General features: G+C 54.1%; 18 protein-coding genes. 1 reads left to right on the forward strand and 17 read right to left on the reverse strand.

Going from position 1 to position 21,650, the window contains the following annotated elements:
- Positions 1-42: 42 nt before the first annotated feature.
- From rsmB to ACFQ0N_RS17315, 10 genes are all read right to left on the reverse strand, one after another.
- Entirely contained in the window at positions 43-1,422 is a 1,380-nt protein-coding gene (gene rsmB / locus ACFQ0N_RS17270) for a 16S rRNA (cytosine(967)-C(5))-methyltransferase RsmB (protein ID WP_379328311.1), read from the reverse strand.
- Between the two features lie 20 nt (positions 1,423-1,442).
- A complete protein-coding gene (gene fmt / locus ACFQ0N_RS17275) occupies positions 1,443-2,387 on the reverse strand; it encodes a methionyl-tRNA formyltransferase (RefSeq protein ID WP_379328313.1) in 945 nt (314 codons plus the stop codon).
- A 4-nt stretch (positions 2,388-2,391) separates the two neighbouring features.
- Positions 2,392-2,880 (reverse strand): peptide deformylase, encoded by a 489-nt coding sequence (def, locus tag ACFQ0N_RS17280; protein WP_379328315.1) that lies wholly within the window; start codon positions 2,878-2,880, stop codon positions 2,392-2,394.
- A 41-nt stretch (positions 2,881-2,921) separates the two neighbouring features.
- Positions 2,922-5,423 (reverse strand): primosomal protein N', encoded by a 2,502-nt coding sequence (gene priA / locus ACFQ0N_RS17285; protein WP_379328317.1) that lies wholly within the window; start codon positions 5,421-5,423, stop codon positions 2,922-2,924.
- Entirely contained in the window at positions 5,420-6,637 is a 1,218-nt protein-coding gene (gene coaBC / locus ACFQ0N_RS17290; RefSeq protein WP_379328319.1) for a bifunctional phosphopantothenoylcysteine decarboxylase/phosphopantothenate--cysteine ligase CoaBC, read from the reverse strand. The genes priA and coaBC overlap by 4 nt, the downstream gene beginning before the upstream one ends.
- Positions 6,638-6,707: 70 nt before the next feature.
- Positions 6,708-6,932, reverse strand: coding sequence for a DNA-directed RNA polymerase subunit omega (rpoZ, locus tag ACFQ0N_RS17295; RefSeq protein WP_379328321.1), 225 nt, complete (start codon positions 6,930-6,932; stop codon positions 6,708-6,710).
- A 15-nt stretch (positions 6,933-6,947) separates the two neighbouring features.
- Complete coding sequence (gene gmk, locus ACFQ0N_RS17300; protein WP_379328323.1) at positions 6,948-7,565, reverse strand: guanylate kinase; 618 nt, start codon at positions 7,563-7,565, stop codon at positions 6,948-6,950.
- 14 nt (positions 7,566-7,579) lie between these two features.
- Entirely contained in the window at positions 7,580-7,840 is a 261-nt protein-coding gene (gene remA / locus ACFQ0N_RS17305; protein ID WP_020615370.1) for an extracellular matrix/biofilm regulator RemA, read from the reverse strand.
- A gap of 347 nt (positions 7,841-8,187) precedes the next feature.
- Positions 8,188-10,041: a bifunctional homocysteine S-methyltransferase/methylenetetrahydrofolate reductase gene (locus tag ACFQ0N_RS17310; protein ID WP_379328325.1), complete on the reverse strand. Its 1,854-nt coding sequence runs from the start codon at positions 10,039-10,041 to the stop codon at positions 8,188-8,190.
- Between the two features lie 242 nt (positions 10,042-10,283).
- Positions 10,284-13,073 (reverse strand): calcium-translocating P-type ATPase, SERCA-type, encoded by a 2,790-nt coding sequence (locus tag ACFQ0N_RS17315; RefSeq protein ID WP_379328327.1) that lies wholly within the window; start codon positions 13,071-13,073, stop codon positions 10,284-10,286.
- Between the two features lie 174 nt (positions 13,074-13,247).
- Between ACFQ0N_RS17315 and ACFQ0N_RS17320 the strand changes: the two genes are divergently transcribed.
- Positions 13,248-14,984, forward strand: coding sequence for an Rqc2 family fibronectin-binding protein (locus tag ACFQ0N_RS17320; RefSeq protein ID WP_379328329.1), 1,737 nt, complete (start codon positions 13,248-13,250; stop codon positions 14,982-14,984).
- A gap of 66 nt (positions 14,985-15,050) precedes the next feature.
- Here ACFQ0N_RS17320 and ACFQ0N_RS17325 read toward each other — a convergent pair whose 3' ends face one another.
- The 7 genes from ACFQ0N_RS17325 to ACFQ0N_RS17355 all read right to left on the reverse strand — a co-directional run bounded on the left by ACFQ0N_RS17325 (position 15,051) and on the right by ACFQ0N_RS17355 (position 21,556).
- Positions 15,051-15,893: a PHP domain-containing protein gene (locus tag ACFQ0N_RS17325; RefSeq protein WP_379328331.1), complete on the reverse strand. Its 843-nt coding sequence runs from the start codon at positions 15,891-15,893 to the stop codon at positions 15,051-15,053.
- Positions 15,884-16,795: a selenium metabolism-associated LysR family transcriptional regulator gene (locus tag ACFQ0N_RS17330; protein WP_379328333.1), complete on the reverse strand. Its 912-nt coding sequence runs from the start codon at positions 16,793-16,795 to the stop codon at positions 15,884-15,886. The genes ACFQ0N_RS17325 and ACFQ0N_RS17330 overlap by 10 nt, the downstream gene beginning before the upstream one ends.
- A 79-nt stretch (positions 16,796-16,874) precedes the next feature.
- A complete protein-coding gene (locus ACFQ0N_RS17335; RefSeq protein ID WP_379328335.1) occupies positions 16,875-17,312 on the reverse strand; it encodes a hypothetical protein in 438 nt (145 codons plus the stop codon).
- 63 nt (positions 17,313-17,375) lie between these two features.
- Positions 17,376-17,639, reverse strand: a complete 264-nt coding sequence (locus tag ACFQ0N_RS17340) for a YlbG family protein (protein WP_379328337.1) — start codon at positions 17,637-17,639, stop codon at positions 17,376-17,378.
- A gap of 24 nt (positions 17,640-17,663) precedes the next feature.
- Positions 17,664-18,089 carry a YlbF/YmcA family competence regulator gene (locus tag ACFQ0N_RS17345; RefSeq protein WP_379328631.1) on the reverse strand — a complete coding sequence of 142 codons (426 nt, stop codon included), beginning with the start codon at positions 18,087-18,089 and terminating at the stop codon, positions 17,664-17,666.
- Positions 18,090-18,266: 177 nt separating this feature from the next.
- Positions 18,267-19,862, reverse strand: coding sequence for a helicase-associated domain-containing protein (locus tag ACFQ0N_RS17350; RefSeq protein ID WP_379328339.1), 1,596 nt, complete (start codon positions 19,860-19,862; stop codon positions 18,267-18,269).
- Positions 19,859-21,556 (reverse strand): DNA repair helicase XPB, encoded by a 1,698-nt coding sequence (locus tag ACFQ0N_RS17355; RefSeq protein WP_379328341.1) that lies wholly within the window; start codon positions 21,554-21,556, stop codon positions 19,859-19,861. The genes ACFQ0N_RS17350 and ACFQ0N_RS17355 overlap by 4 nt, the downstream gene beginning before the upstream one ends.
- Positions 21,557-21,650: the final 94 nt, after the last annotated feature.

Genomic DNA, 21,650 nt, shown 5'->3' on the forward strand with positions numbered 1-21,650 from the left:
AACGCCTGTAGCAGACCACTGAAGCTGCCACAGGCGCTTATATTACTCAGCCTGACCAATCGCTTGCCGTTTTAGTCGGGCGATATAAAAACCGTCACTGTCAAAATGCTGCGGCAGCAGCTGAGCCTCACCGCGGAACGGCTCTGCGGCAGCTCCGGCTGCCTGCAACGGCAGCAGCACCGGCTCCGGCCAATCGCAGTCCAGCGCAAATTCCGCATGGCTGTCCAAAAATGCCGCGATTTGCCCTTCGTTTTCCTCCCGCTCAATTGTACATGTGCTATATACAAGCGTGCCGCCGGGACGTACAAGCTTGGCCGCTTCTGCAAGCAGCCGGCGCTGCAGTTCAGCGATCGCCGCAATATCCTCCGGCGACTTTGTCCATTTAATTTCCGGCTTGCGGCGAATGACACCGAGTCCCGAGCAGGGCGCATCAAGCAGTACGAGATCGAACGACCCTGCCGGATAACGGGCGGACAGCCCGGCCGCATCTCCGGTGACAGCCTCGATAATATGCAAGCCGAGACGGCTGGCCTGCCGCTCGATAAGCTGCCTTTTGTGCTCATGGACATCATTGGCAACAATACGCCCCCGATCGTTCATCCGCTCCGCCAGATGGGCCGCTTTCCCGCCTGGGGCTGCGCAGCAATCGAGCACAGCGCTGCCCGGCTCCGGGGCGCACACTGCCGCTACAAGCATCGAGCTTTCGTCCTGCAATGACCATAGGCCCTCGGCATAGCCGTCAGCTAATGCCAAATTTCCGCCGCCTTTGATAACTATGCCGTCGGGGGCGAGCTTGGAGGCCTCTGCCGAATATCCGCTTTGCGCAAGCTGCTGCTGCAGCTCCTCGCGCGAAAGGCGAAGCCGGTTGACGCGCAGGCTGGCACTCGGGGGCTCATTGCCTGCAGCGCATATCGTCTCGGCTTCGCGCTCGCCATACGCCTGCACCCACCGCTCGACCAGCCAGTCCGGATATGAATATGTTATTCCGATACGCTGGATAGGGTCCTCCGCAGCTACTTGCCCACGCAGCTCATCGCGTCTTCTTTCCATATTGCGCAGCACGCCGTTTACCATGCCGGATATTCCGGCATGCCCCCGCCGCTTGGCAATTTGCACCGCCTCATTTACAATGGCATGCGGCGGTATCCGGTCAAGGCAAAGCATCTGGTATGCGCTCATGCGCAGCAATTGCAGCACCCATGGATTAAGCTTATGAAATCCTTTCGTCACAAGCGCAGCCAGCCGGTAGTCAAGCAGTCGCCGGTGCTGGATGGTACCATAGACGAGCTCGGTCGCCAGCGCGGCATCCTGCCGCGACAAATTTGCTTCCTGCAGCACTTGATTCAGCTGCAAATTGCTGTAGGCTCCCGCTTCCGCCACTTTAATCAATATTTGCAGCGCCGCTTCCCGCGCTGTTCGCACCTGTATTCCTCTCGGCCTATTCAAGACTGCTCACCGCCAAATTGAGTGCCGGCCGCAAGGCGCGCGCCCTTCAGCCACTCGGCAGCAGCCATCGCTTTTTTGCCGGCAGGCTGGATGACGAGGAGGCGCAGCGCTCCTTCCCCCGTCTGAACCACGATGCCGTCAGTGTCTGCAGCCAGTACCGTCCCTGGCGTTTTTCCGGCAGACACTTCCGCCTCCGGCTTGCATCCCCACACTTTAAAGGGGGCGCCGTCAAGCATGGTGAACGCCCCTGCCATCGGGGAGAGCCCCCTCACTTGATTGAATAATTGCCGGGCAGAACGCCGCCAATCGATCTGTTCATCAGCGCGGGTCAAATTGGCGGCATAGGTCGCTTCGGCGTCATTTTGTTTTTCCGCCGTGACAGTGCCTTCTTCAAGAGCGGGAAGCGTCTCAAGCAGCAGCTTGGCTCCTGCCTCGCTCAGCTTGGCGAATATGGAGCCTGCCGTATCCTCTTCTTCAATCCGCACCACGACTTTGCTGATCATATCGCCTGTATCCAGCCCTTCGGCCATGTACATAATTGTGACCCCCGTCACTTCCTCGCCATTCATGATCGCCCGCTGAATCGGCGCGCCGCCGCGGTAACGCGGCAGCAGCGAGCCATGGACATTAATGCAGCCAAGCCGCGGTATGTCCAGCACCCGCTTCGGCAAAATTTGCCCGTATGCAGCAGTTACAATCAAATCAGGCGCCAGCTTCACAAGTTCGTCCACCGCGCTCGAGCCTCGCAGCTTTTCCGGCTGGTAAACAGTAAATCCGCGAGCTTGCGCAGCTTCTTTTACCGGTGGAGGCGTCATTACTTTTTTTCGCCCTTTCGGCCGGTCAGGCTGTGTCACGACTGCAGCAATCTGATGTCCGGCAGCAACGAGCGCCTCCAACGATGGAACAGCGAACTCGGGTGTACCCATAAATACGATTCGCATACGATCACTCTCCACGCGCCTGACGCGGTTTATCTGATATATCATAGACGGATTCCGCAATATCTGTGAACAAAACCCCGTTCAGATGATCGATTTCATGTTGAAAGGCCCGTGCCAGATAGCCCTCGGCTTCCATTTCGAATGCTTGGCCGTCGCGGTCAAAGCCTTTTACTTTAATGAGCTGCGCTCGCTTGACATCGCCATTAATATTCGGGATGCTCAGGCAGCCCTCGGGACCGATCTGCTCCCCTTCCCGATGGACGATTTCCGGATTAACCATTTCGACCAACCCTTGCTCGTCGCCGATATCTACTACAATGACACGCTTTGAAATACCGATCTGCGGCGCAGCGAGGCCTACACCTTGCGCATCGTACATCGTCTCCGCCATATCATTAAGCAGCTTGTGCAAATTGGCATTAAATTTTGTTACTGTGATCGCCTGCTCGCGCAGAACCGGATCGGGGTCCTTAACAATTAGTCGAATAGCCACTTCAATATCCTCCTTATGACAAGCCGCCGCAGCAAGCCTGACTACAATATCACTTGCGGGTCAACATCGACACCGATTTGGATTTTTTGTTGTCCCTTCGGGCCTGTCAGCAAAGCTAACGCCCGGTTCAATATATTTGTCGCATCAACATTTCCCCGATATTTTATCATACATTGAAAACGATAGCGATCTTTCATTCTGGCAATTGGTGAAGCCACCGGCCCTAAAATACTTATAAAACGATTGCCTGTTCCTTCGTCTCCTTCCGCTATTCCCGCCTTTCTGACCTGCTCCCGCAGCAGCTCCGCCAGCCTCTCGCCCTCAGTGATCACTAAAGCAAGCTGCTCATGCGACAGCGTAATCAAAATAAGGCGGCAATACGGCGGGTAAGACATCTGCCGGCGATGCCGCATCTCCTCATTTATGAAGGCGTCATAATCGTGATGCTGCGCAGTCGTGATGGCGTAATGCTCCGGATTGTAGGTTTGAATAATAACCTCGCCCGGCAGCTCATGCCTGCCTGCACGCCCCGCCACTTGCGTCAGCAGCTGGAATGTCTTTTCTCCCGCGCGGAAATCGGGCAAATGCAGCGACGTATCAGCCGCGATAACGCCAACTAGCGTAACGTACGGGAAATCAAGCCCCTTAGCAACCATCTGCGTCCCTAGCAGCACATCAGCCTTGCGTTCACCGAACAGGCTCAACCATTTTTCATGCGAGCCCTTCTCTGTGGTCGTATCGACATCCATACGAATGACTCTGATGCCGGGAAAAAGTTTGGACAACTCTTCCTCCACACGCTGTGTCCCGGTTCCGAAAAACCGGATATGTTCGCTTTCACAGGACGGGCATGCCGTCGGAGCAGGCTGGCCAAAGCCGCAATAATGGCAGCGCAGCAATCTTGATTTCTGATGATACGTCAGTGAAATGTCGCAGTGCGGGCATTGTGCAGTATAGCCGCACGAACGGCACATAACAAAGGTCGAATAGCCGCGGCGGTTCAACAGCAGCACAGACTGCTCGCCCCGCTCCAGTCTGGCGGCAAGCGCTGCATGCAGCTGCCTGCTAAACATCGAACGATTGCCGTTCTTCAGCTCGGAGCGCATGTCGACGATCTCGACTGGCGGCAGCGGACGCTGACCGACGCGCTGCCGCATCTGCAGCAGCGCCGATCCTCTCTCCCCGTCGCCGCTCCCCGCTTGATTGCGGGATGCCGCTGCCGCTGCATAGCTTTCCAGCGAAGGGGTGGCCGAGCCGAGCACGACAGCCGCCCCATGCTGGCGGGCGCGGCGCACCGCAACGTCGCGCGCATGATATTTTGGGCTTTCCTCCTGTTTATAGGAAGACTCATGCTCCTCGTCGATAATAATCAAGCCCAACTGCTCGAACGGAGCAAACACGGCCGATCTGGCGCCGATCGCCACCGTAGCCCGGCGCTCCCGTATTTTGCGCCATTCATCATATCGTTCCCCATGCGATAGCCGGCTGTGCAGCACGGCTACCTCATCGCCGAATCTGCCTTTGAATCGTTCTACCATTTGCGGCGTCAGCGAAATTTCCGGAACAAGAACGATTGCTTGCCGGCCATAATTGAGACAATGCTCGATCGCCTGCAAATAGACCTCCGTCTTGCCGCTCCCCGTCACGCCATGAAGTAAAAAGACCCGCGAGCTCTGCCTGTCTATCGCTTCCGCAATCGGTGCAAATACCGCTTGCTGCCCCTCTGTTAGCGGCAGCGGCTGCGTCCGTGCGAACGTCCTTCCCGCATACGGGTCCCGTTCCTGCTCCACCTCCTGCAAAACCAGGAAACCCTTATCCGCCACCGCACGCACCGTGGCAGAGGTCGTCTGCAGCTCCTCCACCACTCGAGCAAGCGCGACCGGCTCCTGCTGACTGATCATAAACCGCAGCACCTCGCGCTGCTTAACGGCTCTGGCAGGTATTTGCCCGATCGCAGCCTCAGCTGCCTCACGATCCTCCGGCGGGAAGACGGCCAGCACCTTTTTAATCTTCAACCGGTCGCGAATGGCAACCTGCTCGACCAGCGCCCCGGCGCGGATAGCCGCCTTCACCTCTCCAGCCGCAGCAGGAAAGCGCTCCTGCAAGGAAGCCAGCTTCACAGAACCGCCGCTTTTGCGAATATAATCGACCCAATCGGCAGAAGTGATAAAACGGCTCATCTCCTCCTCGGCTATCGTGACGACAGACTCGGCCTTGCCTTTAAGCGCCGCCGGGATCATCGCCTGCAGCGATGTTGTCATGGCACAGCAATATTTGCCGCTCATCCAGTCGGCCAATTCTATAAGATCCGGCGACAGGGGCGGCCAATGATCCAGCAATTCCGCCACCGGCTTGATTTTCTTTCTGTCAACCTCTGCAGCATCGGCAAAAGCGACGACAAAGCCTTGCACGACACGTCCGCCAAAGGGCACCGCAACTCGGCTGCCGATCTCCAGCCAACCCCGATAGCGCTCAGGGACTTCATAGTCAAATGGCCGATCCGTTTGGCGGCTCGGCACATCAACGATGATTTTGGCGATCATTCGCGCGCCTCCCTTGCCGCCATTCGCTCTGCAACAAGCTGCAGCAATTTCTCAGCCACTTCGTGCTTGGACAGCAGCGGCCAGGAGGCTACCCGTCCCTCGGCGCCAAACACTTGGACGATATTCGTGTCGACATTAAATCCGGCTCCTTCCGCCGTTACATCATTGGCTACAATCAAATCGCAATTTTTGCGCTGCAGCTTGTCCATAGCGTATGTTTCGATTTGTTCCGTCTCCGCTGCGAAACCGACCAGAAATTGCCCCTTTTTGCGCGCGCCGAGCGTCTGCAAAATATCCGTCGTCCGTTCTAATTCAAGCACCAGACGCTCACTATTTGTTTTTTTCATTTTGCCAGGCACTCTGGTTACCGGCCGATAATCCGCCACCGCAGCAGACTTAATTACGATGTCCGCATCGTCATAACGCGCGGCGACCGTCTGCAGCATCTCTTCAGCCGATTCCACATGAACAAGCTCTACATCCGCTGCCGGCATAGCTGCTGTCGTCTTTGCGGCAACAACCGTCACCTTCGCCCCAAGCCGGGCGGCTGTCTCGGCAATGGCAAATCCCATTTTGCCGGAGGAATCGTTAGTCAGATAACGCACCGAATCCAGACGCTCCACCGTTCCGCCGGCTGTAACAAGCACCCGCTTGCCTTCGAGCAGGCGGCTCGCGGCAAACCATTGAACGACTGCGGCAACAATATCCTCCGGCTCGGCTAGCCGCCCTTTTCCTACATATCCGCAGGCAAGCAGCCCCGTGCCCGGCTCGATAAAGCGGACGCCGCGCCGCTTCAGCAGCTCCATATTATGCTCTACCGCAGGGTGGGCGTACATATGCACATTCATCGCCGGCGCCACCATGATCGGTGCTGTCGTAGCCAGCAAAGTCGTTGATAGCATATCGTCGGCAAGACCTGTCGCCATCTTCGACAATATATTGGCTGTGGCGGGCGCCAGCAGCACAAGATCGGCATGGTCCGCCAAATCGATATGCGCGACTACTGCAGGATCGAACTCATCAAATGTATCGAGATAGACCGGATTTCTTGACAAGGTTTGCAGCGTGAGCGGGGTAATAAAGCGGGTTGCCGATTCCGTCATCACAACCTTGACCGAGGCGCCGGCCTGTACGAGCTTGCTGCAAATAGACGCTGCTTTATAAGCGGCGATCCCTCCGGAAATGCCGAGTACAATCCGTTTTCCTTCCAACATCTTCGGCTCGCTCCTCTCCTACTCTATTTTGAAAAAAATAACAACCGCAAGGGTTGTTATCGGTGTTCCTTTATGCTTCTGCCTGTACTTCATCTTTTTCAACATTCGTCTCGACCTGAACGTGATCATGGAAAATCTCTTCAAGCGCTACTCCGACAAATTTATGCGACTTTGGCTGGCCAAGGTCGCTGGCTGCTCCGTCGCGAAGCATCCGCGCTCTGCGCGAAGCAGCAACGACGAGCGAATATTTGGAGTCTACTTTTTTCATCATTTCATCAATCGACGGGTACAACATCTCTTTTCACCTCATTCAAGCTTTCTCGGTCGCCGCCGCCATTGTGTTCAGACCGGCCACGAAGCGGTCCTTACGGCAATGTTCAGCGGTTATTATAGATTGTATGCGGTGGCATGCCTGGTCAATCTTGTCATTAACGACCGCATAATCGTAATAGTGAATTAAATTCATCTCTTCCACCGCTACATTCATGCGATGATCGATGACATCGGAGTTTTCCGTTCCCCGTCCCGTAATGCGCTCCTTAAGCACATCAAGCGATGGCGGCAGCAGGAAAATAAAAACGCCCTCCGGAAACTTTTCTTTCACTTTTAACGCGCCTTGAACTTCGATCTCAAGGATAACATCCTTGCCGGAAGCCAGCATGCGCTCTACAAAATCGCGCGGCGTTCCGTAATAATTGCCGACATACTCCGCATATTCCAGCAAAGCATCGCTTGCAATCATCGACTGAAACTGTTCTTTAGTCTTAAAAAAATAATTGATCCCCTCAACCTCGCCTTGTCTGGGAGCGCGGGTAGTAGCCGACACAGAATAGATCAGCTCTTTGTCCTTTTTTCTCAACTCGGCGCATACAGTTCCTTTCCCTACACCGGAAGGCCCTGATAAAACAATTAACAATCCTCTGTTCATAGTACTCCCCGTCATTATTCGTCGTGATCGTCATCCTTGGTTGACAGCCGGTGTGCAACAGTTTCCGGTTGAACGGCTGACAAGATGACATGGTCGCTGTCGGTAATAATTACAGCGCGCGTGCGTCGACCGTACGTCGCGTCAATAAGCATATGACGATCCCGCGCTTCTTGGATAATCCGTTTGATCGGCGCCGATTCCGGACTCACGATCGAAATGATGCGGTTGGCGGAAACGATGTTTCCAAAGCCAATATTAATCAATTTAATAGCCATGCCTTGGTTCCCCCTCCGGTCCTTCTCGTGCATGATATTTGCAATGAATTCACGAAAATATGGTATACGCAAGAATGATACAAGCGGCAACCTTCAATAAATAACGGTTAAAAAAATAAAAAGAGCAGCCATTGCACTATTCTTAACGAAAAAAGTCCGGAGCATACGTTCGTTCTTTCCGGCGTCAGCAATAATGGCATCTTTTATATCAATCATCCGGCTTGTCCAGCCTGATTACTTATTGCCATTCGCCGTTATGGCAAGCGCACCCATGCTCTATAATAATTCATTTTCGAATGTGTAACAAGTGTAAAAGCTGAGTAAAGAAAAAAAACGGGCTTGCCTGCTCAGCAGCCCGCTTTTTCTCTTACATATTTTGTTAATCTAACCGTCATATCATAGAACATAAATGGAGTAATTAAATAAATGCCATTAAAATGCTGCATAGCTACATCTAGAAGCTCCTCGGCAATCTTCACACCTTCTGCGCGGCCGGCTTCCCCTTCCAGCCCGCTCATGCGCCGCCTTACTTCGTCGGAAAGCTCAATACCCGGAACCTCGTTATGCAGATATTCGGCGTTGCGTCCGCTGGCCAGCGGCATAATGCCGATAAAGATTGGAACCTTCAAATGTTTCGTACCTTCAGCAACTTTGACGATCAGTTCCGGATCATATACAGGCTGTGTCATAATGTAATCCGCGCCTGTTTCAATTTTCCGCTCAAGCCGGCCAATCGCCTTGTCCAAATATTTAACATTAGGATTAAAGGCAGCGCCGACAACGAAATTCGCTTTCTGCTTCAGCCCCTTGCCTGAAAAGGAGACGCCTTCGTTCAGCTGCTTGATCATGCGGATCATCTCGAACGATGTCAGGTCGTATACGGACTTTGAATCCGGCAGGTCGCCGAAGCGGGCCGGATCGCCGGTTACGGCCAGAACATGATTGATGCCCAGCGCGTCGAGCCCCATCATATGGGATTGCGTGCCGATCAAATTCCGGTCGCGGCAGGCAATATGCGCCAGCGGTCGGATGCCCACCTGCTGTTGAATGAGCGAGGCAAGCGCCAAATTGCTCATCCGGGTTACCGCCAGCGAGTTATCGGCCATCGTTACAGCATCGGCCCGCACCTCTTTGAGCGCGGCTGCGCCAGCCATAAATTTGCGGATATCCAGATCGCGCGGCGGATCGAGCTCTACGATGACAGTATGCCGCTGTTTGACCAAATCGACTAGCGTCGGCTCCGCCAGCTCCTTCTGCTCAGCATGTTGGCTACTCAGCTCTACTGCCTCGCGCCGGGGGATCGGCTGCTTCTCTACAATGGTAACCTGCTTAGCTTCATAGCCCTCCAAAGCCGCGGCGATTGCCGCTACGTGCTCCGGCGTCGTTCCGCAGCAGCCGCCGATAATGCGTGCGCCGCGATCGGCAAATTTACGCGCCGATTGGCCGAAATATTCCGGCGTCGCGGTAAACATATATTTGCCGTCTACATAGTCGGGAAGACCGGCGTTCGGATAGACGGACATCGGCAGGGAGAGTTCCTGTCCGATCGCCTCGATCGCCCGCATGATTCCATTCGGGCCGCTGCGGCAATTGAAGCCGATCATATCTGCTCCGTCCTCGCGCAGCCGGTCGCAGGCGTCGGCCAGCGTGTAGCCATCCTGAGTGACAGCGTCCTTTTCCACTGCAAATTGGCACAAAACAGGGATGTCGGACAGTTCACGCGCAACGCGAAGCGCCACCCGGATCTCATCCAAATCATAAAAGGTTTCCAGCAGAATGCCGTCAACCCCTTCTTCGAGCAAGGCGTTTATTTGCTGGCGAAACATCTGCTGCAGATTGACTGTCCGCATATTTTTGCGCTTGCCGGCACGAATCGCCCCGACTGCCCCGACAACATAAGCGTCCTTGCCTACTGCCGCTCGGGCGTTGCGCACACCGGCGCGGTTGATAGCTTCTACTTCCTGATCAAGCCCGTACTTGCTCAGACTCTCATGATTGGCCGAAAAGGTATTGGTCTCGATTACACGTGCGCCGGCTTCATAGTAGCGGCGATGCACATCCTCGATCACATTAGGGCGCGTAACGTTAAATTCCTCGTAAGATATGCCGATCGGGAAGCCCATCTGGTACAAATAGGTTCCCATCGCTCCATCACCGGTCAATATGCGCGTCCCCAGCGCTTCTCGCAACAAAGGTTTCATCTTCTCATTGCCCCCTTACAAATTCACCAGAGCCAGTCGAAATACCAGCTTTTCATCGCTCTATTAAGTAATTACCGGCCAGCAGCCAATAATCTCCAGTATTCACATCGCATTTAATTGATACATTGAAATAGCATACATCAAACTGCAGCAAAACGCCATTTAATTTTTTACAAACGAAAAAGGCTGCCTATAAGCCGCTAAAAAGCGACCTATAAGACAGCCTGACAGCGAGCTGGTTGTTAACGCATTGCTGCCCTGGAACCGTTGATCGGCCAGTTTGATTTTTTCTTTTTGGAGGTGCTGAGGACGCTGCCGATTCCCATAAAGAACGTCGGAATGCCGGCAGCGACAATTACCAGGCACCATTCGCGGAAGGAGAGCGGTACTGTCTTGAAAATCGGCTGCAGCGCTTCGATGTAAAGAACGCCAATCATCAATGCGAGCGAGGACAAAACTGCGAATACCAAGTATTTGTTCTGCAGGATGTTGCGATGGAAGATCGAGCGCGAGCTGCGGCAATCGAATACATGAATCAGCTGCGCCAGCACCAATGTGGCAAATGCAACCGTCTGCGCCCGCACCAGATGTTCCGGATTGCCGGGATCGGTACGCAATGTCAGCCAGAAGGCTCCCAGCGTACACACGCCGATCAAAACTCCGCGGCTAACAATTTTCCAGCCCAACCGGCGCGCAAAAATGTTTTCCCGCGCCTTGCGCGGCTTCTGCTGCATTAAATCCTTCTCCGCCTGATCGACCCCCAGCGCCATAGCCGGCAAACCGTCCGTTACCAGATTAACCCACAAAATTTGAATCGGAACGAGCGGCAGCGGAAGACCGGCAAGCATCGCCAGAAACATCGTCAAGATTTCACCTACATTAGAGGCCAGCAGGTAACGGATAAATTTGCGGATATTTTCATAGATGCCGCGCCCTTCTTCAATAGCTGCAATAATCGTAGAAAAATTATCATCGCTCAATACAAGTGCCGATGCTTCCTTCGACACATCGGTGCCGGTAATCCCCATCGCAATCCCGATATCAGCCGCTTTAATGGCCGGTGCGTCATTAACGCCATCGCCGGTCATCGCCACGACATGCCCCTGGCGCTGCAAAGACTTCACGATCCGCAGCTTGTGCTCAGGCGTAACCCGGGCATAAACATATACGTTATCTACAATTTCATCGAGCTGTTCGTCGGTCAACCCTTCAAGCTGCTGGCCGTTGATGGAGCGCCCGCCGCGCGGCATAATACCGAGCTGGCCGGAGATCGCCTCCGCAGTCAATTGATGATCGCCAGTAATCATAACGGTCTTGATGCCTGCCTGGCGGCAGGTGGCGATCGCGTCGCGCACCTCTCTGCGCGGCGGATCAATCATCCCCGTCAGACCGATAAAGACTAACTGGTTTTCTGCGTCATTCTCATCGTTGCATACTTCGTTTGTCTTCAGCTCGCGATAAGCAAAGCCCAACACGCGCAAGGCTGACTGCGCCATTTCCTCGCCGGCCTTCGTCACCTTCTGCCGCAGGCTTCCGGTAAACGGCACCACCTTGCCTTCCCACAAAATATAATTGCAGCGGCCCATCAGCAAATCCGGCGCACCTTTTGTATAAACAAGCTTCCCGCCTTGATGGGATACAAGTACGGACATCCGCTTTCGATCCGAATCGAAAGAAAACTCCATCTCGCGTGTATACAGCCCTTCCAAAGATTTGGCGCTCACACCGAGCTTGGCAGCCAGCACCGACAGTGCGCCTTCCGTCGGATCGCCCTTGAGCACCCACTCCTCAGCCGCCGCCGTATCCTTGCTCTTCTTACGTTTCGTTTGCTCGTCTGTATCTGCTCTGTCAACGGACGCATTGTTGCACAAGGCCGCTACTTGCAGCAGACGCCGCAGAGCCATATCATGTTTAACGTCGACGGCATCCCCATTCTCCGTCGCCTCCCCTACCGGCTCGTACCCTTCGCCCGTCACGTCCAAACTGCGCCCCCCGATCCACATCCGGGTTACGGTCATTTTATTTTGCGTCAGCGTTCCCGTCTTATCGGAGCAAATAACCGATGCACAGCCAAGCGTCTCTACTGAAGGAAGCTTGCGGACGATCGCCCGCCGCTTGATCATACGCTGCACGCCCAACGCCAGCGCAATCGTTACAATCGCCGGCAAGCCTTCCGGTATCGCGGCAACAGCCAGGCTTACACCGGCAAGCACCATCTGATACGCCGGCTGGCCATGGAAAATGCCGGCCAGGACAACCATTATCGTCAAACCGAGGGCGACAACGATCAAAATTTTTCCAAGCTGCTCTAATCGATGCTGCAGCGGCGTCGCCATCGTCTCCGTATTTTGGATCAAACCGGCAATTTTCCCCATCTCCGTATCCATGCCGGTACGGATAACGACCCCTTTGCCGGAGCCGCGCGTAATCATCGTTCCCAAAAAGCCGATGTTGCGCTGGTCGCCTAGCGGCAGCTCCTCTTCCCTCAGCGGAAGGCTGCCTTTTCCTACCGGCACAGATTCGCCTGTAAGCGCTGATTCTTCTGCATAGCAGCTGCTTGTCTCCACGAATCTTATATCGGCTGGAATGCGGTCGCCGCTTTCGAGCACGACTACATCGCCAACAACCAGTTGTTTGGCCGGCAATGCACTCATTTGCCCGCCGCGCAGCACCTTGGCAACTGGCGCCGACATCTCCTTCAGCGCGCGTAACGAGCGTTCTGCCCGGAATTCCTGAATGAAGCCAAGTATGGCATTCAATACAATGATAGCAACAATCGTAATTGCATCTAAATATTCGCCAAGCACGGCGGATACCACCGTCGCTCCAATCAGTACAAGCACCATAAAATCTTTAAACTGATTGAAAAATAACGCCACAGGCGATATTTTTTTGCCTTCCGACAGCTCATTGCGACCGTTGCGGTTCAATCTTTCCGCAGCTTCCGTTCCCGCAAGCCCAGTGTCCAGCGACGTCTGCAATGTTTGCGCGAGCTCGACCGCTCCCAGTTGGTGCCACTTACGTTGTTCCATCCCCTTCTCCCTCCCGTTACATATCGGACAGCCTTCATTGTCTAAATGTATTCGGACAAACCATAAATTATCCCAGTCCCAGTAAAAAGACTTAAGTTTTTACGCCAACTATGGCATGATAGAAAAGCGGGCATGGATGCCCAATGTCTTTTTTATAAGGAGAATAATACTACTATGGCACTGGATGGAATTGTAACCCGCGCGATTACCCGCGAGCTGCAGGCTTGCATTGGCGCGCGCATACATAAAATTCACCAACCGAATAATCATGATCTCGTCCTGCAAATCCGCGGTGCAAATGTACAGGGCAAGTTGCTGATCTCGGCCAACCCGACCTATCCGCGCGTTCATTTTACGAAGCAAAGCTTTATTAACCCGCTAGAGGCTCCCATGTTCTGTATGCTCATTCGCAAATACTGTGAAAGCGGCCAGATCGAGGATATCCGCCAAGTCGGCTCTGAGCGCATTATTCATATTAAAATCCGCTCCCGGGACGAGCTGGGCGATCTGTCCTTCAAGACGCTTATCATTGAGCTGATGGGACGGCACAGCAATATTATCCTTGTCGATGAAGGCACAGGCGCGATCCACGACGGCATCCACCATGTCACGCCGTCAATTAGCAGCTATCGGGTGGTCATGCCCGGGGCCAACTATGTGGAACCGCCGCAGCAGGGCAAGCAGGATCCCTTCACAATCGCGGATCAAGCTCAATTCCAAGCGGCGCTGCAGACGCATGCGGGCGGAGAGCAGGAAGCTGCGAAGCCGGACAAACTGCTCGTCGCCTCCTTTAGCGGCTTGAGTCCGCTGCTGGCCAAAGAGATCGTCCACCGCAGCGGCGGCCATACGGCGAGCTGGTCTGTCTTTCTTACGATGCTGCAGCAATTCTCCGCCCACCAATATGAACCTGAAATTGTCGAGCAGGACAACGGTAAGGCGGTCTTTTCTGTTACAAGCCTCACCCATGCTGAAGGCGGCAGAACCCGCTTCACCACTATCAGCGAATGTCTGGAAGCCTTTTACGGCGATAAGGCGGAGCGCGACACTGTCAAGCAGCGCGTGTCGGATCTGATCCGCTTTTTGCACAATGAACGCAACAAAAATGATAAAAAGCTCGATAAGCTCCGTGAAACGCTGCAGGATGCGCAGGCCGCGGACCGCTTCCGCATTATGGGCGAGCTGCTGACTGCATATATGCATCAAATCAAGCGCGGGGATGCTGCGATCGAGGTTGTCGACTACTATGATGAGGAGCAGCGAACAGTTACAATCGCGCTTGACCCGCAGCTGACGGCATCCGAAAATACACAGCAATATTTCAAAAAGTACAATAAATTAAAAAATAGCCTTGCAGTGGTGACAGAGCAAATAGAACGCACCGAAGAGGAGCTGCGTTATTTGGATGCTTTACTGCAGCAGCTGGATAGCGCATCGCTTGGCGATATCGAAGAAATTCGCGAGGAATTGGTCGAGCAGGGCTACTTGCGCGATCGCGCCAAACGCAACGCCAAAAAGCGCAAAAAGCTGCGTCCGGCCCTGCTCAGCTATGAATCTTCTGAGGGAATATCCATTTATGTCGGTAAAAACAATACCCAAAACGACTATTTGACGAATAAATTAGCCGCGCCTAATGAAACATGGCTGCATACCAAAGACATTCCCGGCTCCCATGTCGTCATTCGAGCCGCCGAATTTGGCGAAGCGACACTGGAGGAAGCGGCAATGCTGGCCGCCCATTACAGCCAAGCGCGCGGATCAAGCCTCGTTCCCGTCGACTACACGCTCATCAGGCATGTCAAAAAACCGAGCGGCTCCAGGCCCGGCTTCGTGATTTATGACCACCAAAAAACGCTGTTCATCACGCCGGACGAGCAACGCATTAAACAGTGGCCTTTTCAGATCAGAAATTGACGGGCAGATTGCTCGCCGTAGAGGCGCCGCTCCCGCTGGGCAGGGGCAGCTCTTCACGGCGAGCTTTTATTTCTGCGGCTTTAATGCCTGGAGGACATCCGCCCCTACAGTACGGCAGCCAATGGGGCCATGAAATACAGCCCCTTCACGGGCGCCATGAAAGTCCGAGCCCGCCGTTATAATGAGCTTATGCTTCGCCGCAAGCCGGGCGTAGCGCCGCTCATCGGCCTCCCCGTGATCGGGATGGTACACCTCAATCCCCTGTGCGCCTGAAGCGATGATCTCTTCAACCAGTTCATCATCGCCATAAAGGCCCGGATGCGCCACAACACTTGTACCGCCGGCCTCCCGGATCCATTTCACCGCCTGGAACGGGTCAAGCCGCGGCGGGGCAGCGTAGGCGGCCGCTCCGGCAGCTAGGTAACGGTCAAACGCTTCCTGCATCGTGGCTGCAGCGCCTTTGTCGATCAGAACGGCAGCAATATGCGGTCTTCCGATCGAACCGCCTTCCTTGCCTTGCAGCTTCGCTTTGGCTGCCACTTCCTCCATCGTAATGGCAATGCCCAGCTGGCGGAGCTTGTCCACAATCATGTCATTGCGCCGCTCCCGTACCTGCTGCACGCTTGCCAGCTTGCGCTGCCAGTCAGCGCTCTGCCAGTCCATATAGTAGCCCAATATATGAATATCGCGCCTTCCCGCCACCGTGCTCAGCTCCACACCGGGGACGACGACCAGCTGCTGGCGCTCTCCTTCCTCCAGCGCCTCGGCCATGCCGTCTACAGTATCATGATCGGTAATGGCCACCCCGGCCAGCCCGGCCGCCTTAGCCAGCCGTACATTATCGGCCGGGCGCTGCAATCCGTCCGAAGCCGTTGTATGGGTATGAAGATCGACTTGTTTTATAACCATTGCTGCAAATCACGCTCCCGCAAAAAAGTTAGGAAAGTAACGGCTGATATCGGCAATAGCGCGGATTTCAAATACATCGAGTAAAACTGCCGCAAAAATTTCACATCAGAAAGCGATACCGTCTGAATTAAGCCAAGCGCCACCTCATGCTTGACAGAAGCTGCTGACACGAAGGAAATGCCCAGCCCGGCCTCGACTGCAGATTTGACGGCTCCAGTGCTGCCAAGCTCCATCATAATATTCAAATCTGTCAGCTCAATCTGATGCTGCCGCAGCTGTTCTTCGATAACAAGCCGCGTGCCGGATCCTTGTTCCCGCAATACAACCGGATATTCAAGAATGTCCTGCAGCTGCACATTCTCTTTATTCGCCAGCGGATGGTTCTTGCCGACAATCAGCTTCAGCTCATCGCTCATAACCGCTTCCATATGCATATCAGGATGATTGACAGGAGCCTCGATCAAGCCGAAATTAAGCTGGTGATTTAAAATTTCTTCCATAATTTGCGCTGTATTCATCACCTTCATGCTAATCGAGATATGCGGGTATTCCTGCCCGAACGGCCCGAGCAAGCGAGGCAAAATATATTCCCCGATCGTCAAGCTTGCGCCCAGCTGCAGCTTTCCTTTGAGCTGCTTGGTAAACTTGGACATATGCGCGTCTGTTTCACGGATCAGCTCGATGCTGCGCTGTGCATATGGCATGAGCGCCCTGCCCGCATCCGTCAACTCGATCCGTTTGGTCGACCGCTGAAACAGCTTAGTCCCGAAATAGTCCTCAAGCGACTGCACCTGCATCGTCACCGCTGGTTGAGTCATATGCAGCGAAGCCGCTGCAGCTGAGAAGCTTCCTTTCTCCGCAACAGTAAAAAAGATATGCAATTGATGAAAATTAAGCGCCATCGTCACCCTCCCTCTCTTGCCACCCATTTAATTTTCGATGAAAAAAGCATGAGCCGCTTTACGCCCATGCTTTCTGTTGTCATTTTCTTTTTCTGCTATTTTTAATTAGCGTCATTCTCCGAGAGTGTCGCAGCCATGAATAATATGATTTCAAATCGCGCAATTCTATCGTTTCAGACATCCGCCCAAGAAAAGTAACGACGATCATCTTATGAAGCGGATTGCCGGCAATATCGGTTTCTTTCTCCAGCAAAGCGAACTCAGCGACGAATACAAGATCATCATCAATCAAATAAACGTCCTGTTCATTCCGATAATAGGGCTCAATCCGTCCCTGCTTTAAACATTGCCACATATATTCGGCTATATCCTCAAAACCGGTCTTCTCGCTTTCAACGCGATCCACCCATCGGTTTTTGGCGTGGTTCGTGATGACAATGTCTGCAACCTTCTTGTCGCCGAGTACAACGTGAAACGATTCGTAGGTCCCCCATCTTTCAGTCATCTTGTCCTTCATCGCGATCCACCCCCCAAAGAAGATTGGCTCCAGCGCCGTCCATCGGCACCGGAGCCTATGGCATCACAAACTGTAAAACCTCGTTTTGTCAGGCACACCGCGCGTGTACTCGGTTTTAATTTCGTTGCGGTAGGAACGTTCGATTTTTTTGACAAACGGAAGCCGCTGCATATTCCGTACGATATCATCGGCTTTATCCGCATTCATGTACATGACAACATAATGCATTCTACGTGACATGTAGTGGACTGTCCCATATTTGTCGAGTGAACGTGCCGCTTTCAAATCACTTACCCATATAATGTATCCGACGCGTTCAGAAAACATCCCTTCACCTGCCCTTCACAGCTATTATCCGCAGCCGCCTGAGCCGCAGCTGCATTTGCCTCCGCTGCCGCAGCCCCCGCCCTTAGGAAACGGGTCATTGCTGGCAACTTTGATCGTGTCGGATATCGAGCCGGCAATATTGCTGGCGACTTCGAACAACAATGTATCTACCGCCTGCTCCGCCGCCTCATAACGCCGAACAGGTTCAAGCGCTTCCAGCTCAAGCCGGATCGCCTTCACTCGCTTTCTTGCGTCGTGGTAATCGGGATGGTAACGGCCAAATCGCTCTGTTTCGGCAAAAGCTTCCTTCGCCTTGGCAAAACGTTCCTTGACCCGTCTGACCTCCTCATCCTCCTCGACAACTGCTTTCCAATATGAATACTCGGCGACTTCAGTCGACCGGTTGATCAAATCGCCAAGCTCATAAGCACGCTGGAGCAACTCCGCCATATCAAGCGTCCGGACTTCTCCGCCGACTAAATTCGGCCAAAGATCCCCCTCAATCGGCGCGTGCCCTTCGGTGTTTACCGTTTGCACAGCACCCACTCCTTCAAATATGTTTTGAGCCTCCGGGCCTACTCGTATCATAACATAGGAGTGATAGAAAAAGGTAGAGCTTAAGCAAGATCAATATAAATCAATCGGGATAAAAAGCTTCATTTCCTCCCACATATCCAATGATAGTATTTGCCGTTCCAATTTTCCCCGTTCATAGCTTCTTCCGCTTACCAGCCAAGCTTCGCCTTTTTTTTCCATAGTATCCGGGATAAACCGCGCGGTTGCGCCATTTCTCACAATTTGTACAGGAGTCTGCCAAGCAATCGCCTGTTCAACGAGCAGCTTTCTTGTCGACAGATGATAATTTCTCATCTCTCTTCTCCATATAAGCGGAATCGCATCCAGCCCCGGAAATATTACTTCGTCGCGCGGCGTTTCTGCCACTTGCTGAAATTGCGAGACATCGCCAGGATGGACAAATAACGGAGCGGCCGGCCGCTGCGGTGCTTGTTTGCCCGTACATGCTGCAGCACTTATTAGCCCGGTTGGCCGCTGTTCATCAGCCGCCCGGCTGCACCAGCCTTCAATAGCAATGCGAATCGAGGCAGGCAGCGGCTCCTTCGAGCTATTTTCCAAAATACGCACAATATCGCTAACCTGCAGTCCTGACGCTGCCGCTTCCTTCATCGTCTGCTCATTAAGCTGATAAACTGTCATTACATCACAGCGCTTCCGCTCCGCGATCATTTCCAGCTGCCAACGAACCTCGCCAGTTACCGGCACCGGTACGAAGATCTCGCCATCCGGCAAAACTTTTACTGGCTCGGGGTCATCGGGCGACGCCGTTTCAATCGCTGCCGGCAGTAGCGGATTGATTAACCAGCGGAAAAGCCGGTGCCCTGTCAAATCCGCCGCTTCCTCCAGCCAGCCGAAGGCTCTCATCAGCCGGCACCAGCCGACGATTGCACTGTACTCCTCTGCATTGCTCCACTGTTCCAGCCGGTACCACCGCCAAGGCTGCAGCCGGCTAAGGCGAAGGGCTGCAGCGGCGCTGGCCGCCGTCCAACTTGCATAGACTGCTGCAATATCTCCATAAAGCAGCTCCTCGCGCCTGTGATCCGGCAAAGCCAGCCACTGCCGCCACTTCCCGCTCAGCGCCATATGCCGCCCTTGTTCGACCAGCCATTCCTTTCTGGCCGCCAAATCCAGCATGAACATAATCGGAAAGCTGTATAGCTTCTCTCCGGCAACCGGCTTCCATGGCAGTACGCCGCTGTGCGCTTCATCGAAGGCAAGCTGTCTTCCGGCGCGATCAAGCGCTCTTTTGGGAAGGAGCCCTTTTGCCGTTCGCTTCATTCCGCACTTGAATAGCGCCGACCAGGCATGGATCAATTGCTGCCCTAACGGCGGAACAGTCTGCTCATCTCCGAGCAAAGCGATTCCCGACGGTTCGGCTGGTTCGGGCTCTGGACAATGCGCAAGTGCCAGCATCTGCCACTCTCGGTATACCGTTTGCGGGACATAATGATGCCTTTCTCCCCAGCCTTGCCTGACTGTCCGGACCATCCCCTGGCGGCGAAGCTCCAGCAGCGCCACGCGATGCTCGGCGCCGGACCGGTCCGCGGCCATTTTCAGCAGCTGCTCCTCTTGAAAAGGCAGCATGCCGAACAGCCGGATAATCCAATTCATAGTATGACTTGCGGCGCTTGAAAGCTGGCTGCTCACGGTGACACCGCCCTTCCGGACTCTCTTGGCGCCTGCCAATTATTAATATGGTAGCGATACCCCTGCTCCAGCAAAAACAGCTGGCGCTTGCGCGCATATTCCGTCTCTTTCGTTTCATCGCTTACCAAAGTATAAAACCAGGCTGCATTATCATCCTGCTTCGGCCGTAAAATGCGGCCGATCCGCTGTGCCTCCTCCTGTCTTGACCCATAGCTGCCCGACACCTGGATCGCTACCGCAGCATCAGGCAAATCGACAGCGAAATTCGCCACTTTGGAAACGACCAATATACGGGTATCGCCTGAGCGGAAGGATTCGTAAAGGCGTTCCCGTTCATCATGGGGCAGCGCTCCTGTTAAAAGCGGCGCATCCAATTCATCGGCGATACTGTGCAGCTGCCGCAAATATTGCCCAATAACGAGCGCCTGCTTCTTGTCATGCTTGTGCAGCAAATGCTTGATGACTTCTATTTTTTGTTTATTTTCCGCTGCAATTCTCGCTTGCTCTCTTGCAGCCGCAGCAGCCATCCGCTCCTTGTCCGCCGCTGCAAGCGGCACGCGGATTTCGGCGCATTCCACAGAGGCGATCCAATGGCGCTGCTCCAGCATCTTCCATGGCATTTCAAACCTTTTAGGGCCAATTAACGAAAACACGTCGCTCTCACGCCCGTCCTCCCGCACAAGCGTTGCCGTCAGCCCAAGTCTTCTTGTCGCCTGCAGCTCCGCAGTCATGCGAAAGACAGGAGCGGGAAGTAAATGAACCTCATCATATATAATCAATCCCCAGTTCCGCTCCGAGAACAGCTTCATGTGGGTGTAATCGTCCGTCTTTTGCCGGCGGCTCGTTAGTATCTGATAAGTGGCAATGGTTACTGGACGCACTTGTTTGAGCTTCCCGGCATATTCGCCAATATCGGCTTCAACTAAAGTCGTCTTGTCCATTAATTCATTTTTCCATTGCCGCACCGAGGTTGCATTGGAGGTTAAAATCAGCGTATCGCAGCCGAGCCGGGCAAGCGCCGCAATTCCGACTATTGTTTTGCCTGCTCCGCAGGGCAAGACAAGCACACCGCTGCCGCCGTCCATCCGTCCCTCGCAGTAAAACAGATCGACGGCACGCATTTGATAGTCCCGCAATTTGAAAGGCCGGCCGCTTGCCGCCGCTTCACGCAGCTCGACAGGCAGCGTCTCCCCGTGACGGTAGCCGGCTACATCAATGACCGGATAGCCCAGCCGAGTCAATTCCTGCTTCAGCACACCGCGAAAATCAGCTCTGACCAGCAGTTCTCCCGGGGCAGCTCCCTGCCGGAGCATTCCTCCCAATGAAGAAGCCTGCAAAGCTTCTAGCAGAGCCGCATCGCCGCGCAAAGCCAAATAACCGTCATCCGCTTGCTCCAAGCGCAGCTTGCCGTACCGCTCCATAATCGTACGGATTTGCTCCAGCACCCGCAACGGAATTTCATAACGGCTGAATTGCTCCAGGACGTGCATGATCTCGCCCGTTTGAACGCCGGTCACAGCCGCGTTCCACAGCGATAAGGAGGTAATCCGATACGTATGCAAATGTCCCGGCCGCTTGATTAATTCCGCAAACTGCGACAGCCATTCACGTGCACACTCGGCATCCTCATGCCGCTCGTCCAGCAGAACAGTCGAATCGGCCTGCACGATAATCGCTCCCTTTTCCCGTGTCATGCTTGATCCGCTCCTATCATTTCTGTCATTTGCTATATACACAGTATGAAAGAAACGATGCAAATTTATTCGTACCGGCTCAGTTTGACGTAGG

This window comes from Paenibacillus sp. GCM10027626 (genome assembly GCF_042676285.1).
GTDB lineage: Bacteria > Bacillota > Bacilli > Paenibacillales > Paenibacillaceae > Paenibacillus_Z.